Origin of the sequence: Micromonospora sp. WMMD882 (assembly GCF_027497255.1) — a bacterium.
In the GTDB taxonomy this organism is placed as follows: Bacteria; Actinomycetota; Actinomycetes; order Mycobacteriales; family Micromonosporaceae; genus Micromonospora.
The window spans coordinates 4,739,036-4,754,300 of the sequence record NZ_CP114903.1 but is presented as its reverse complement, the minus strand read 5'-3'; the positions used below and the strand labels follow the sequence as shown (position 1 = coordinate 4,754,300).

At 71.4% G+C, this 15,265-nt stretch carries 12 protein-coding genes; 10 read left to right on the top strand and 2 right to left on the bottom strand.

The features are described from left to right. Positions 1–684 precede the first annotated feature (684 nt). Entirely contained in the window at positions 685–1,368 is a 684-nt protein-coding gene (locus tag O7606_RS20200; protein ID WP_281595588.1) for a response regulator transcription factor, read from the top strand. Between the two features lie 74 nt (positions 1,369–1,442). Further along, positions 1,443–2,816 carry a HAMP domain-containing sensor histidine kinase gene (locus tag O7606_RS20195; protein WP_281595587.1) on the top strand — a complete coding sequence of 458 codons (1,374 nt, stop codon included), beginning with the start codon at positions 1,443–1,445 and terminating at the stop codon, positions 2,814–2,816. A gap of 110 nt (positions 2,817–2,926) precedes the next feature. On the opposite strand, the gene O7606_RS20190 is transcribed toward O7606_RS20195, so the two are convergent. Further along, complete coding sequence (locus O7606_RS20190) at positions 2,927–5,077, bottom strand: MMPL family transporter (RefSeq protein ID WP_281595586.1); 2,151 nt, start codon at positions 5,075–5,077, stop codon at positions 2,927–2,929. Further along, positions 5,077–5,568, bottom strand: a complete 492-nt coding sequence (locus tag O7606_RS20185) for an FAD-dependent monooxygenase (protein ID WP_281595585.1) — start codon at positions 5,566–5,568, stop codon at positions 5,077–5,079. The genes O7606_RS20190 and O7606_RS20185 overlap by 1 nt, the downstream gene beginning before the upstream one ends. A gap of 190 nt (positions 5,569–5,758) precedes the next feature. On the opposite strand from O7606_RS20185, the gene O7606_RS20180 reads away from it, so the two are divergent. The 8 genes from O7606_RS20180 (at position 5,759) to O7606_RS20145 (ending at position 15,158) form a co-directional block, all read left to right on the top strand. Continuing rightward, a complete protein-coding gene (locus O7606_RS20180; RefSeq protein WP_281595584.1) occupies positions 5,759–6,163 on the top strand; it encodes a hypothetical protein in 405 nt (134 codons plus the stop codon). 647 nt (positions 6,164–6,810) lie between these two features. Then, on the top strand, positions 6,811–6,900 hold the full coding sequence (gene kdpF / locus O7606_RS20175; RefSeq protein WP_088984567.1) for a K(+)-transporting ATPase subunit F: 90 nt from the start codon (positions 6,811–6,813) through the stop codon (positions 6,898–6,900). Beyond that, positions 6,900–8,555 carry a potassium-transporting ATPase subunit KdpA gene (gene kdpA / locus O7606_RS20170; RefSeq protein WP_281595582.1) on the top strand — a complete coding sequence of 552 codons (1,656 nt, stop codon included), beginning with the start codon at positions 6,900–6,902 and terminating at the stop codon, positions 8,553–8,555. Before kdpF ends, kdpA begins: the two co-directional genes overlap by 1 nt. A gap of 20 nt (positions 8,556–8,575) precedes the next feature. Then, positions 8,576–10,783 (top strand): potassium-transporting ATPase subunit KdpB, encoded by a 2,208-nt coding sequence (kdpB, locus tag O7606_RS20165; protein ID WP_281599773.1) that lies wholly within the window; start codon positions 8,576–8,578, stop codon positions 10,781–10,783. After that, positions 10,783–11,664: a potassium-transporting ATPase subunit C gene (locus tag O7606_RS20160; protein ID WP_281595581.1), complete on the top strand. Its 882-nt coding sequence runs from the start codon at positions 10,783–10,785 to the stop codon at positions 11,662–11,664. The genes kdpB and O7606_RS20160 overlap by 1 nt, the downstream gene beginning before the upstream one ends. Positions 11,665–11,747: 83 nt before the next feature. Then, positions 11,748–14,300, top strand: a complete 2,553-nt coding sequence (locus O7606_RS20155) for a DUF4118 domain-containing protein (protein ID WP_281595580.1) — start codon at positions 11,748–11,750, stop codon at positions 14,298–14,300. Continuing rightward, entirely contained in the window at positions 14,300–14,983 is a 684-nt protein-coding gene (locus O7606_RS20150) for a response regulator (RefSeq protein ID WP_281595579.1), read from the top strand. The genes O7606_RS20155 and O7606_RS20150 overlap by 1 nt, the downstream gene beginning before the upstream one ends. Before the next feature lie 16 nt (positions 14,984–14,999). Beyond that, positions 15,000–15,158 (top strand): hypothetical protein, encoded by a 159-nt coding sequence (locus tag O7606_RS20145; protein WP_281595578.1) that lies wholly within the window; start codon positions 15,000–15,002, stop codon positions 15,156–15,158. Positions 15,159–15,265: the final 107 nt, after the last annotated feature.

The following is a 15,265-nucleotide window of genomic DNA, read 5'->3' as shown; positions in this document are numbered from 1 at the left end:
ACGGTCCGCCCGCTGCCCAGGCGGGGGCGTCGTGACCTGGACGGGCAGGGCTCGCGATCTCGACGTCAAGGCGGAATCACGGTCGGGTCTCCAGGTACGGCCGGATCGGCTGGCCGTTTCGGGCGCGGAGGTGCCGCGCCGGCGGACCTTCCCGATGCTGAGCTGTTCGAGTTCGACGAGACCCTCGAGCCGGACACGGACGGATGCCGCCACCAGATGCACCGCACCATCGGACTGCGGACGCCGCTGCCGGCGCAGTCGATGGACTTGGTTCTCATCACCTCCCGGCTGGCCGGGCTCTGGGGTCCTACCTGGCCGGCTACCCGGGTGAGTTGGCTGCCGCGAACGGGATCGCGGGAATCGCCTGTGTGGTTCCCCTCGAGCGTGGAGGCCAGGACCTGAGGGACAGAGGCTCACGGCTGAGCCGAGACGCCGATTCGATCCGGAATTCCGTCCGGGCACGGTCCGGATCGTGCGGGAGACCGGATCGCGCAGGTAGCGCGTAGTCTGGGGATCAACAGCGGCATCCTCGCAACTGGGTGGAGAAGGATCGTGCGGCTCGCGGCGAGGCGGCCGCTGGGCAGTTGTGCGAGGAGGAGCGGGTCGAGCTCGCGTCGCTGCGGCGGGAGAACGCCGACACCCCACCAGGGCCGTAGGAGAAGGGGGCGGGCCGGCGTGCGGATCATGATCGCGGATGACGACGTGGCCATCCGTGAGTCACTGGAGCGGGTGCTCCAGGTCGAGGGTTACGACACCAGCACCGTCGCCAACGGTCTCGCCGTGCTCGACGGGGTCGGTGGGGCCGGCGGTGACACCCTGGATCTGCTGATCCTCGACGTGATGATGCCCCGCCTGGGCGGGTTGGAGACCTGCCGGCGGTTGCGGGCCGCGGGTCGGGATCTGCCGGTGCTGATGCTGACCGCCCGTGACCAGGTCTCCGACCGGGTCGCGGGGCTGGACGCGGGCGCCGACGACTACCTGCCCAAGCCGTTCGCCACCGAGGAGTTGCTGGCCCGGGTGCGGGCCCTGCTGCGCCGGCGCACGCCGACCGACGGCGAGTCGCAGATCCTGTCGTTCGCCGACGTCCGGCTCGATCCCGACAGGTTCGAGGCGTGGCGTGGCGGGCGGCCGCTGCACCTGACCCGAACCGAGTTCTCCCTCCTGGAGGTCCTCGTGCGCAACGCGACCCGGGTGTTGACCCGCGACGCGCTGTTCGAGGCGATCTGGGGCTTCGACATGAGCGCCACCGCCAACAACCTTCAGGTGTACGTGAGCTACCTGCGCCGCAAGATGGAGGCTGAGGGTGAGCCGCGACTGATCTACACGCTGCGCGGCCTGGGGTACACGTTGCGGGAGGCTCCTCCGTGAACAGGCCCGCCCGCCGGGAACCGCGCCGGCTGACCCGATGGTGGCGCCGGCGGTCCCTGCGAACCAGGCTGACGGTGATCGCGGCGACGGCCATCGCGGTCAGCGTGTTCGTGGCCTTTCAGGTGGCCAGCGAGCTGATGGACAGGGAGCTGCGGAGCACCGCGGAGGATCAGCTGCGCGCCGACTCCCGCTTTCTGGCGGTCGACGCGGAACGCGCCGGTCTGGCGCGGGTCCCGCTACCGCCGTACTCCGGATCCGGTCGGTTGGTGCGGGTCATCCTGCCCGACGGCTCGACCCGGACGCCGGCCGGCCAACCCGCGCTGCCCCCGGTCAGCGAGCACGCCGGGCGCGTGGCGCAGGGCGGGCCGGCCGACCTGATGGAGTCGAACGACATCGAGGACGAGGGCTACCTCATCTACACGCTGCGGGCGGGTGACGGCGCGGTCCAGGTGGCCCGCGTCGCCGACGACAGTGCGATCAACCAGTTCGGGTTCGGCATGCTGCTGATCGGGCTGCTCTGCGCGGGCGGCGGCGCCCTTGTCGGACGGACCGTGGCGCGGACCGGGCTGGCACCGGTCGACCGGCTGACCGCCGCCGCGGTACGCGTCGCGCAGACCCGGGATCTCGACGCCGCCATCCCGGACGAGGGCGGTGGGGAGATCCGGCGGCTGATCCAATCGATCAACGACATGCTCGCCGCGCTCCGGGACTCCCGGCAGGCCCAGCAGCTGCTCGCCGAGGACGCCGCCCACGAGCTCAGAACCCCGCTCACCAGCCTGCGCCTCAACATCGAACTGCTGATCCGGCTCGATCGGCGCGGCACCCTGGACAGCGGACTGCCGGCGCAGAGCCGGACCCGGCTGCTCAAAGATCTCGGCGCCCAGGTCGCCGAGTTGAGCACCCTCGCCGCCGAGCTGACCGACCTGGCCCGTGGTGACGTCAGCGACGAGAATACCGATCTGCTCGACCTCGCCGACGTGGTCGTGGCCGCCGCGACCCGGGCCCGTTCCCGCGTGCCCGACATCGAGATCGCGCTCGACGTGACCTCCGTGTGGGTGAGCGGGCGTCCGGCCGCGCTTCAGCGGGCGGTACTCAACCTCATCGACAACGCCGGCAAGTGGTCCCCCGCCGACCAGCCGGTCCAGGTCCGGCTTCGTGCCGAGGGCGCGTCGGCGGTGCTCGAGGTCGACGACGCCGGGCCGGGCATCGACGCCGTCGACGTACCGCGGGTGTTCGACCGGTTCTACCGTGCCGACAGCGCCCGGGCGATGCCGGGATCCGGTCTGGGGCTGTCGATCGTGCGGCGGGTCGTCGACGCCCACGGCGGCCGGGCCACCGTCGCCCGTTCCGCACGCGGTGGCGCGCTGCTTCGGGTCGACCTTCCGGCCGCAGCCCTGCCCGCCCCGATCGGGCGCCGCGCCGCCGGGGAGGACACCGCGGTGCGCTGACCCGCCCCTGCGGCATGGCGCAGGACCAACGGGCGGCGACCGTCGTGCCGATGAGAAGATCCGGGACGGGGCCTGGGTCCCCGTCCCGGATCTCGTCCGCGCCGCCGCGCTCACCGTTGCAGCGCGACGTCCTCATCGTCGGGGAGCGAGTGTCGCCCGGTAGGCGATTCCGCCGTCGGCCGGTCGAGCCGGCTCGGCCACCACATCCGCCGGCCGATCAACAGGGTGAGGGCGGGCACCAGGACCGACCGCACCAGCAGGGCGTCGAGCAGCACGCCGAAGGCGACCAGGAACCCGACCTCGACCAGCATCACCAGCGGAAGTGAGACGAGGACCGCGAACGTGGCCGCCAGAACCACGCCTGCCGAGGTGATGACGCCACCGGTGGCGGAGAGGGCCCTGAGCATGCCCTCTCTGGTGCCGAGACGCACGGTCTCCTCCCGGGCCCGGCTGACCAGGAAGATGTTGTAGTCCACGCCGAGCGCCACCAGGAACAGGAATGCCAGCAGCGGCACCGAGGAGTCGATCCCCTTGAACCCGAGGATCGTCTCGAAGACGAACACGCTGCCGCCGAAGGCCGCGGCGAACGAGACAACCACGGTCGCCATCAGGATCAGCGGGGCTACGATCGCGCGGAGCAGCAGCCCGAGGACGATCAGGACGACGGCGAGCACCAGCGGGATCACCAGCTTCTCGTCGCGGCTGGTGGTCACCTCGGTGTCCAGGTTCTCCGCGCTCGGCCCGCCGACGATCGCCTCCGCCCCGCTCACCGCGTGCACGGCGGTGCGCACCCGCTTGATCGTGTCGTACTCTGCGACGGTGTCCGGCGCATCCTTCGGGAACACGGAGATGTCGGCCCAGCCACCCTTGGTCTCACCCGGGAATGCCTGGGCCACACCGGGGGTGCCCTTGACGACGTTGAGCACCCGCACCTGGTGCGCCGGCCGCGTGTAGATCGTCAGCGGCATGCCGCCGAGCTCAGGGAAGTGCTGGCGGAGAACAGTGAGGCCGGTGACCGATTCCGGCGCGGACAGGAACTGGTCCTGCTCCCGCAGGGCGCCGGTGTTGCCCGTCAGCCCGACGGTGAGCACGCCGAGGACTCCGAGCGAGGCGAGCGTCGCCACCCACCGGCGGCGACTGATGGCGGCGCCGAGCCGTCCCCACAGCCCCGGCTTCTCCTCCACGCTCGTGCTGAACCGCGGGATGGCCGGCCAGAAGATCCGCCTGCCGAGCACCACGAGCACCGCCGGGAACAGCGTCAGCATGGCCACCAGCGCGCACAGGATGCCGGCCGCGCCGATCGGGCCCAACCCGCTGGTGCTGTTCAGGTCCGCGACGAGCAGGCAGAGCAGACCGGCGACCACGGTGGCCGCGGACGCGACGATGGCCGGCGCCGCGCCGCGCAGCGCGTGGACCATCGCGACCCGGACGTCCTCGTGGTGGTGCAGTGCCTCCCGATATCGAGAGATGAGCAGCAGCGCGTAGTCCGTGCCGACGCCGAACACCAGGATCGTCAGCAGCGCCGAGTTCTGGTTGTTGACCACGATGCCGAAGCCCTTGACGAGCAGGTAGACGGAGGCCATCGCGGTCAGCGCGGCCGCGCTCACGGCCATCAACGGGATGAACCACAACACCGGGCTGCGGTAGGTGAGGATGAGCAGGAGCGTGACGACGATGACGGTGGTGAGGAGGACCTGCAGGTCGATGCCATCGAAGACGGCGTCCATGTCGCCGTCGATCGCTGCCGGGCCGGTCACCTCGAGTTCCAGGCCGGCGGGGCGGTCCTTCGCGGCGTCACGCAACGGGCCGACGAGGTCCTCCGGTGGGCCGTAGGTCGTGCTCACGTCGAGGGTGAACATTATCGCCTCGCCGTCGGTGGAGCGGCTCGTCGGTGGGCCCTCGTCCTCCTCGTCGACCGCAGCCGCCACCGTCGGCGGGTACCGCTCGGCAAGGGTGCTGTACTGGCGCTCGACCGTCGCGCGGTCGGCGTCGGTCACACCGCCGGCGCGGTGGTACACGAAGACGAACGTGTTTTCCTCACCGCCGGGAAGGCTGTCCTCCAGCGCCGCCACCTTGGTGGACTCGGCGCCTGCCGGCAGGAGGTCCACGGCTCTGTCGGTGGTGACCGAGCTCAACTTCGCGCTCAGCGGCACCATGACCGCCGCCAGCGCCACCCACAGGCCAATCACCAACCACGGCACCCACCGGCCTGCCAACCGACCGGCCGGCGCCTCCCCGGTCGGCGCTGCGTCGACTGCCATCACAAGCCTCCTACATACGGGTTGCATCGCTTGTCTGCTGCCGACTTCGTACCGAGCGAATCTGAGACGACCGTTAAAATGCAGCTCAGGCTGGTTGGTCGAGCCGGGTGCGCGTACCCGCCGTTCGGCGGGTAGTGAAATCCTGGCCGCAGCTTCTCCCGGTCCACCAGGTCGAGGACCGCCATCCACCCGGGGACGGGCGCGTCGGTGCCCGCGCCGAAGCCGACGAGCTCACGGACGGTGCTGTCCGCGCCGTCGCAGCCGACCAGGTACCGCGCGCACAGCCGACGCCCGCCGCCGGTCGTCCGGGGCGTCCCGCCCTGTCCGGTGGCGCCCGCGATTGGTCCCAGCGCCTGGTCCGTGCAGCCCAACGCGGTAGGCGGCGACTGGGATCGGTGACCACGACGCTTTGAGGAGCTGGCTCGCGGTGATCCCCGGCCTGACCGCGTCCACTCCTGAGGGCACCGGTGACGTTTGCCGATCGTCGGCACGGGGCGTCGTATCGCCGTGAGAATTCGGCCGGTCGGCGTAGCGGTCGCGTGAAAGTCCTCGACGGTGGCTGCGGCCCCGGGCTGACATGGGTCACGGCGGGTCCGAGGCGCGGGCCCGAGGCTCCGTCGGAGGCGTGCGGTGAGTGTCGATCGAGGTCCTGAACATGTTGCCTGTGCTGAGCCCACGCCGGTGGGCGTCAGTGTGGCCGCTGGTGCGGTGACGGTGACCGGCGCCGCGCTTGTGGTGGTGGTTTTCGGGGCGGCGGAGCTGCCCGCCCGGGTGCTGGTCGTCGCCGCGGTGGTCGGCTGGTTCTCCGCTCGGGTGGGGGACCTGCGGGCGGTGGTGGCGGTGACGGCCCTGGCGGTGGCGGTTTTCGTGGGGTTCCTCGCCAACCGGTACGGCGACTTGACCGGCGGCGAGGGGTGGTCGTACGCGCCACTGATCCCGTTCGCCGCGGCCCTCGGCGCCGGCTACCAGCGCATGACGACGTACGCCGAGGACCGTGCGGAGCGGCGAGCCCGTCTCTTTCCTCGGGCGACCAACCCGGTGGCGGGTCCGTCCGGCAACAGGTCCGGCGGGTCCGATGGGCGCTGACGTCGTACCAGCCGCGGGCGTCGGGGAGGCTTCGGCGGCGGAGTTGAGGTGAGTTGGTCGGCCTGGCGGGCGGGTTCCGCCTTTCCGGGGCACCCGCGACGGCCGGTCCTGCCGGCTGGAACTGCTGCGTCCGCGGATGCCGTTCGCCTACGTGTTCGACCTCGGTGAGGACTGGACGCATCTGTGTGCCGTCAGCGGTGCCGCCGACACCACTCTCGCGCCGCCGCGTGGTCCGCGCCCCGTCGGCGGCTGGGGAAACCTACCCGACCAGTACGGCCGGATCGTACCCGGAGAGACCCCTGAGGCGTGGCCGGGCCGCGGCCCGACGGCCCTGCTGGGGGACCTGCCACCGCTGCTGCCGTCGTGGGGCCGGCTCGCCTGGTCCCCCGCTAAGAGGGTGGCCCAGGTCACCCGACCGTGGGACGGCGTGAAGAGAGCGTTAAAAAGCGTCGGTTCGCCGTGATGGTCGCGTTATAGCCCCTGTCCGGCACGGGGCCGGAGCGTTGTGATTGCCCGGCACGACCGGTCGGCGGTCGTGCCGAGCTCGTTCCGGTAAGGGGAGTCAGCGTGTCTGACGTGGTGTTCGTGGTGTTGACGGTGGCGCTGTTCGCGGCGCTCGCCCTGCTGGTGAGGGGTGTGGAGAAGCGGTGAGTGCCGTCGACGCCGTAGGTCTGGTGCTGGCGATCGGCCTGGCCGTGTTCCTGGTGGTCGCCCTGCTGTTCCCGGAGCGGTTCTGATGACCACGACGACAGCCGGGGCGCTGTTCGTCCTCTCTCTCGTGGTGGCGCTGGTCGCCGTGCACAAGCCGTTCGGTGACCACCTGTACCGGGTGGTCTCCGGGTCCAGGCAGTCCCGGGTGGAGCGGGTCGTCTACCGCCTGGTCGGGGTGAATCCGGCCGCCGAGCAGTCCTGGGGGGTGTACGCCCGTAGCGTGCTGGCCTTCTCCGCCGTGTCGATCCTGTTCCTGTACGGGTTCCTGCGGCTGCAGAACCACCTGTGGCTGTCGCTCGGTTTCGACCCGGTGATCGCCCACGGCGCCTGGAACACCGCCGTGTCGTTCGTGACCAACACGAACTGGCAGTGGTACTCGGGTGAGTCGACCATGGGGCATCTGGCGCAGATGGCCGGCCTGGCGGTGCAGAACTTCGTGTCCGCGGCGGTCGGCATCGCCGTCGCCGTCGCCCTGGTGCGGGGTTTCGCCCGTAGCCGGAGCGGCGAGTTGGGCAACTTCTGGGTCGACCTGACCCGGATCACGCTGCGGGTCCTGCTGCCGATCTCCGTGCTCGGCGCGCTCGCGCTGATGGTCGGCGGAGTGGTGCAGAACCTGTCGGCCGGCGTCGACGTCACCACCCTGACCGGCGGCGCACAGACGATCACCGGCGGGCCGGTGGCCAGCCAGGAGGTCATCAAGGAGTTGGGCACGAACGGCGGTGGCTTCTACAACGTCAACAGCGCCCACCCGTTCGAGAACCCGACCACCTGGACGAACTGGTTGGAGGTCTTCCTGATCCTGCTGATCCCGTTCAGCCTGCCCCGGGTCTTCGGCCGGATGGTCGGCCAGAACCGGCAGGGCTACGCCATCGCCGCCGTCATGGCGATCCTCGCGATCGCCAGCGTCACCCTGACCAACGTCTTCGAGCTGACCGGTAACGGCACGGTGCCGCAGGCGGTCGGCGCGGCCCTGGAGGGCAAGGAGGTCCGGTTCGACGTGTCGAACTCGGCGACCTTCGCCGCCGCCACCACGCTCACCTCGACCGGCGCCGTGAACTCGTTCCACGACTCGTACACCGCGCTGGGCGGCAGGATGCTGCTGGGCAACATGATGCTCGGCGAGGTCGCGCCCGGCGGTGTCGGCGCCGGTCTGTACGGCCTGCTGATCCTCGCGGTGATCACCGTGTTCGTCGCCGGCCTGATGGTGGGCCGCACGCCGGAGTACGTGGGCAAGAAGATCAGCTCGCGGGAGATCAAGTTCGCGTCGCTGTATTTCCTGGTCACCCCGGCGCTGGTGCTCTCCGGCACCGCCGCGGCGTTCGCCACGGGCAACCACTCGACCGCGCTCAACGTGGGCCCGCACGGCCTGTCCGAGGTGCTGTACGCGTTCACCTCGGCGAGCAACAACAACGGCTCCGCGTTCGCCGGCATCACGGTGAACACGCCGTGGTGGAACACGGCGCTGGGCCTGTGCATGCTGCTCGGCCGGTTCCTGCCGATCATCTTCGTCCTCGCGCTGGCCGGCTCACTGGCCCGTCAGCAACCCACCCCCGCGTCCGAGGGCACCCTGCCGACCCACCGGCCACTGTTCGTCGGGATGGTCGTCGGCGTCACGGTGATCCTGGTGGCGCTGACCTTCCTGCCCGCGCTCGCGCTCGGCCCGCTGGCCGAGGGGCTGTGACCACCATGAGAGAGAAGGACATGACCACCTCCACGCCGGCGCCGCACGGCACCGCCGACGCGGCGACCGCCGGCACCCCGGCCAGCCAGGGAAACCGGGGCGGCGGGCTGCTCGACCCGAAGCAACTCATCCGGTCACTGCCCGACGCCCTGCGCAAGCTCGACCCGCGCACCCTGTGGCGCAACCCGGTGATGCTGATCGTCGAGATCGGCGCGGCCTTCACCACTGTTCTCGCCGTCGCGGACCCCTCGGTGTTCGCGATCGCCATCACCGTCTGGCTGTGGCTGACCGTACTCTTCGCCAACCTCGCCGAGGCGGTGGCCGAGGGGCGGGGCAAGGCGCAGGCCGCCGCCCTGCGCAGGGCCAAGACGGACACCGTCGCCACCCGGGCCCTCGGCTGGACCTCGGGCGCCGCCCCCGGCACCTACCGCACCGAGAGCGTCCCCGCGCCGCAACTTCGGCAGGGCGACGTCGTCGTCGTCGAGGCCGGCGCGATCATCCCGGGCGACGGTGACGTGGTCGAGGGCATCGCCAGCGTCGACGAGTCCGCCATCACCGGCGAGTCCGCCCCGGTGATCCGGGAGTCCGGCGGCGACCGCAGCGCGGTCACCGGCGGCACGAAGGTCCTCTCCGACCGGATCGTCGTCATGATCACCCAGAAGCCGGGCGAGAGCTTCATCGATCGGATGATCAACCTGGTCGAGGGCGCCAACCGGCAGAAGACCCCGAACGAGATCGCGCTCAACATCCTGCTCGCCGCGCTCACGATCGTCTTCCTGCTCGCCGTGGTCACCCTCCAGCCGCTCGCGATCTTCTCGAAGAACTACCAGGGCGCAGCCGCGGACACGCAGGCGATCACCGACGCCGGTGTCAGCGGGATCGTGCTGGTGTCGCTGCTGGTCTGTCTCATCCCGACCACGATCGGGGCGCTGCTGTCGGCGATCGGCATCGCCGGCATGGACCGCCTGGTGCAGCGCAACGTGCTCGCCATGAGCGGGCGGGCGGTCGAGGCCGCCGGCGACGTGAACACCCTGCTGCTGGACAAGACCGGCACCATCACGCTGGGCAACCGGCAGGCCGCCGAGTTCCTGCCCGTCGACGGCCTTGACGCCGCGGCGGTCGCCGACGCCGCGCAGCTGTCCAGCCTCGCCGACGAGACCCCCGAGGGGCGCTCGGTCGTGGTGCTGGCCAAGAACGAGTACGGGCTGCGCGAGCGGGAGCCCGGCCTGATCCCGCACGCCACCCTCGTGTCCTTCACGGCGCAGACCCGGATGAGCGGCGTCGACCTGCCCCCGGACGCCACCGTGGACGGAGGCATCGCCGGGCCGGCGCGCCGTATCCGTAAGGGCGCCGCCGCCGCGGTCATGAAGTGGGTACGCGACAACGGTGGCCACCCCACCGAGCAGGTCGGGCAGATCGTCGACGAGATCAGCGGCATCGGCGGCACCCCCCTGGTCGTGGCCGAGCACCTCGACGGGGAGCCGGCCCGCGCCCTCGGCGTCATCCACCTCAAGGACGTCGTCAAGGCCGGCATGAAGGAACGGTTCGACGAGATGCGCGCCATGGGCATCCGCACCGTGATGATCACCGGCGACAACCCGCGCACCGCGAAGGCGATCGCCGACGAGGCCGGAGTCGACGACTTCCTCGCCGAGGCCACCCCGGAGGACAAGCTCGCCCTCATCAGGAAGGAGCAGGAGGGCGGCCGGCTGGTCGCGATGACCGGGGACGGCACCAACGACGCCCCGGCGCTCGCGCAGGCCGACGTCGGGGTGGCGATGAACACCGGCACGTCGGCCGCGAAGGAGGCCGGCAACATGGTCGACCTCGACTCCGACCCGACCAAGCTGATCGAGATCGTGGAGATCGGCAAACAGTTGCTGATCACCCGCGGCGCGCTGACCACCTTCAGCATCGCCAACGACATCGCGAAGTACTTCGCGATCATCCCGGCCATGTTCGCCGGCATCTACCCCAGCCTGGACACCCTCAACATCATGCGGCTGTCCAGCCCCGAGTCGGCGATCCTGTCCGCGGTCATCTTCAACGCGCTCGTCATCATCGCGCTGATCCCCCTCGCGCTGCGCGGGGTGCGCTACCGGCCGGCCGCCGCATCGCAGCTGCTCGGCCGCAACCTGCTGGTCTACGGCCTCGGCGGCATCATCGTGCCGTTCCTCGGCATCAAGCTCATCGACCTGCTCATCCAGTTCGTCCCAGGGATCTCGTGATGCGCCTACCCACCTGGCTCGCCCAACACCTCGCCGCCCTGCGCGCGCTGCTCGTCTTCACCGTCCTGCTCGGGCTGGCCTACCCGCTCGCCCTGGTCGCCGTCGGCCGGCTACCCGGCCTCGACGGCCGGGCGAACGGCTCGCTGGTCGAGGTCGGCGACAGGACGGTCGGCAGCTCGATCATCGGGCAGTCGTTCACCGACGCCGACGGCAACCCCGTGCCGCGTTACTTCCAGTCCCGCCCGTCGGCGGCCGGTGATGGCTACGACCCCACCTCCACTTCGGCCAGCAACCTCGGCCCGGAGGACATCGTCGACACCCTCGCCGCCAACCCCGACGACTCGACGCAGAGCCTGCTCACCCAGGTCTGCCGGCGCAGCAAAGCCGTCGGCGAACTCGACGGCGTCGACGGCGGTCGCCCCTACTGCACGGCCGACGGCGTAGGCGCGGTGCTGGCCGTGTTCCGCCGCGACGGGCTCACCGGCCCGACAACCCGCGTCGTCAGCGTCAACCAGACCACACCCGCCACCCCCTTCCTCGCCCAGTACGAGGGCGTCCCGGTCGAACTCGCCACACCGGGCGAGGACTACCGGGCCGCCGGAGCGACAATCGTCCCGATCCGGGGCGACGCCCCTGCGCAACCCGCAGTGCCCGCCGACGCGGTCACCGCCAGCGGCAGCGGTCTCGACCCGCACATCTCCCCCGCGTACGCGCGGATTCAGGTGGATCGGGTGGCACGGGAGCGCGGCGCGGACCCGGCGGCGGTCCGGGAGCTGGTCGAGGAACACACCACCGGCCGGGCGCTCGGCTTCATGGGCTCGCCCGGCGTGAACGTACTGGAGCTCAACCTCGCCCTCGACGAGGAGTTCCCGGCACGCTGACACCACGGCGCCGGGTCCGGGCCCTCCCCGGACCCGGCGCCGGTCGGCCCGCCTGTTGATCCGCTGGGGAGAGGACTCCTGCCGTGCCACGAGGGGAACTACGCATCTATCTCGGTGCCGCACCCGGCGTCGGCAAGACCTACGCCATGCTCGAGGAGGCGCAGCGCCGCGCCGAACGCGGCACCGACGTCGTCGTCGGCCTGGCCGAGACCCACGGACGCCCACACACCGCCGCGATGATCGGCGACCTGGAGATCGTGCCCCGCCGGACGCTCCACTACCGGGATGCCGAGTTCACCGAGATGGACCTCGACGCGGTGCTGGCCCGCCGGCCCGAGGTCGCCGTCGTCGACGAACTCGCCCACACCAACGTGCCCGGCTCCCGCCACGACAAACGCTGGCAGGACATCCAGGAGCTCCTCGACGCCGGGATCACCGTCCTGACCACGGTCAACATCCAGCACCTGGAGTCGCTCAACGACGTCGTCGCGCAGATCACCGGCACCACCCAACGGGAAACGGTTCCCGATGCGGTTGTCCGCGCCGCCGAGCAGGTCGAACTGGTCGACATGACCCCCGAGGCGCTGCGCCGGCGGATGGCGCACGGCAACATCTACCGCCCCGACAGGATCGACGCGGCGCTCGGCAACTACTTCCGGCTCGGCAACCTCACCGCCCTGCGCGAACTGGCCCTGCTCTGGCTCGCCGACAAGGTCGACGCGCAACTGGACGCCTACCGGTCCCAGCAGGGCATCTCCGCCACCTGGGAGGCCCGCGAACGAGTCGTCGTCGCGCTCACCGGCGGGCCGGAGGGAGAGACACTGATCCGGCGGGCCGCCCGGATCGCCGCCCGTGGCAAGGGCGCCGACCTGCTCGCCGTCCACGTGGCCCGCAGCGACGGCCTCGCTGGCGCCGACCCCGCCCAACTCGCCCGGCAACGGGTCCTCGCGGAGAGCCTCGGCGGGACATACCACCACGTCCTCGGCACCGACGTGCCGGCCGCGCTGCTCGACTTCGCCCGCGGCGTCAACGCCACCCAGCTCGTCCTCGGCGCCAGCCGCCGCGGCCGGTTCGCGCAACTGTTCTCCCGGGGCGTCGGCGTCACCACGACCGCGCTGTCCGGCCCCATCGACGTACACCTGGTCACCCACCCTGAGGCCGGCCGGGGCCGGCAGACTGCCGCGGGGCCCGCCGCCCTGTCCCGGCGGCGCCGGCTGCTCGGATTCGCCCTCGCCGGGCTGGGGCTGCCCGCCCTGACCGCAGCCCTCAAGGCCCTACCCGATCTCACCCTCACCAACGACATCCTGATCTTTCTCGCCGCAGTGGTCGGGGTGGCGCTGGTCGGGGGCCTCTGGCCGGCGCTGGTCGCCGCGCTCGGTGGCTCCCTGCTGCTCAACTGGTTCTTCACTCCGCCCTATCACACGCTGACCATCGCTGAGAAGGACAACCTGCTCGCCCTCGGGGTGTTCGTCGGTGTCGCCGTCGCGGTCAGCGGGGTGGTCGACGTCGCCGCGCGGCGTACCAGGGAAGCGGCCCGGGCCTCCGCCGACGCGCAGACCCTCGCCACCGTCGCCGGCGGCGTGCTACGCGGGCAGCGCCCCCTGCCGGCGCTGCTCGACCGCCTCCGGGAGACCTTCGCCCTGCGGGCGGTCAGCGTCCTGGAACTCGCAGCCGATGCGGAGAAGCGTCCGGGCCGCGCCGGTGAGGACGCCGCCTGGCGGGTTGTCGCCAGCGTCGGCGACGCGCCGGCGGGCAGCCCGAGCGCGGGCGAAACCTCGGTGCCCGTCGACGACCGGCTCACCGTCGTGCTCTGCGGTCGCCGGCTGGAGGCCGCCGACCGGCGTATCGTCGAGGCGTTCGCCGCGCAGGCCGCCGTCGCGCTCCGGCAGGAACGCCTCACCGAAGAGGCCGCCACCGCCCGGCCCCTGGCCGAGGCCGACCGGATGCGCACCGCGCTGCTCGCCGCCGTCAGCCACGACCTGCGCACCCCCCTCGCCTCGGCGAAGGCCGCGGTGTCGAGCCTGCGCAGCCACGACGTCGACTTCGACCCGGACGATCAGGCGGAGTTGCTGGCCACCGCCGACGAGTCCCTCGACCGGCTCGGCCGGCTGGTGGCGAACCTGCTCGACATGAGCCGCCTGCAAGCCGGCGCACTGGGCATCAACGCCACCGCGATCGGCCTCGAGGACGCCGTGCCCCGAGCGCTGGACGAACTCGGCCCCGAGGCCGCCGACGTCACCACCGACATCCCCGCCGACCTGTCCGCCGCCACCGCCGACCCGGGCCTGCTGGAACGGGTCCTGGTCAACCTCGTCGCCAACGCCCTGCGCCACAGCCCACCCGGACAACCACCCACCATCACCGCCAGCGCCCACTCCGGTCAGGTCGAACTCCGCGTCATCGACACCGGCCCCGGCATCCCCGAAGACCAGTGGGACCACGTCTTCCTGCCGTTCCAGCGCCTCGGTGACCGCGACAACAGCACCGGCGTCGGCCTCGGCCTCGCCCTGTCCCGCGGACTCGCCGAGGCCATGGGTGGCAGCATCACCCCGGAGACCACCCCCGGTGGAGGACTGACCATGGTCCTGCGACTGCCCGCCGGCACACCGACCCCAGAGACGGAGGGCCCGCAGTAATGACCCGGATCCTCGTCGTCGACGACGAACCCCAGATCCTGCGCGCCCTGCGCATCAACCTACGCACCCGCGGCTACGACATCGACGTCGCCGCCACCGGCGCCACCGCGCTCAAGGCCGCCGCCAGCCACCCACCCGACCTGGTCGTGCTCGACCTCGGACTGCCCGACCTCGACGGCGTCGACGTCATCCGCGGCCTGCGCGGCTGGACCACCGTGCCGATCATCGTGCTTTCCGGCCGAGCCGGCAGCCAGGACAAGGTCACCGCCCTCGACGCCGGCGCCGACGACTACGTCACCAAACCCTTCGGCGTCAACGAACTCCTCGCCCGCATCCGCGCCGTCACCCGCCGCCATACGACCGGCGCCGACCCGACCAGCCCGGCCGCGAGACTCGGCCGGCACACCGTCGACCTCGCCGCCCACACCATCACCCACGACGACGGCACCGCGATCAAACTGACCCCCACCCAGTGGAGCGTCCTCGAAGCGCTGCTGCGCAACCCCGGCAAGCTGATCAGCCAGCGCCAACTGCTCCACGACGTCTGGGGCCCGGGGTACGAGACCGAGACCGGCTACCTGCGCCAGTACATGGCCCAACTACGCCGCAAACTCGAACCCGATCCCACCCGCCCCCGCCACCTCATCACCGAACCCGGCATGGGCTACCGCTACCAGCCATGAAACGGCAGAACTCAGCATGGACACCCTCACGTACGCAGCCCTGGTCGTCCTCGCCGTCGCAGCGATCTTCCTCGCCGTCGCCGCCGGCGCGGGACTGCTGAACCGGACACCCCTGCGCCGCCCACCCCACACCCCGCCGCAACAGAACGACGACGACCATCCGCGAGGCCAATAGACAGCTGCCACCGCAGGCGATCTCCGACGGTGAGCCCGTCCTCGACGACGAGGTATCCCTGCGCCTCGCGACGGCCGGCAGCCGCTACGTGAGACGACGCCAGCTCA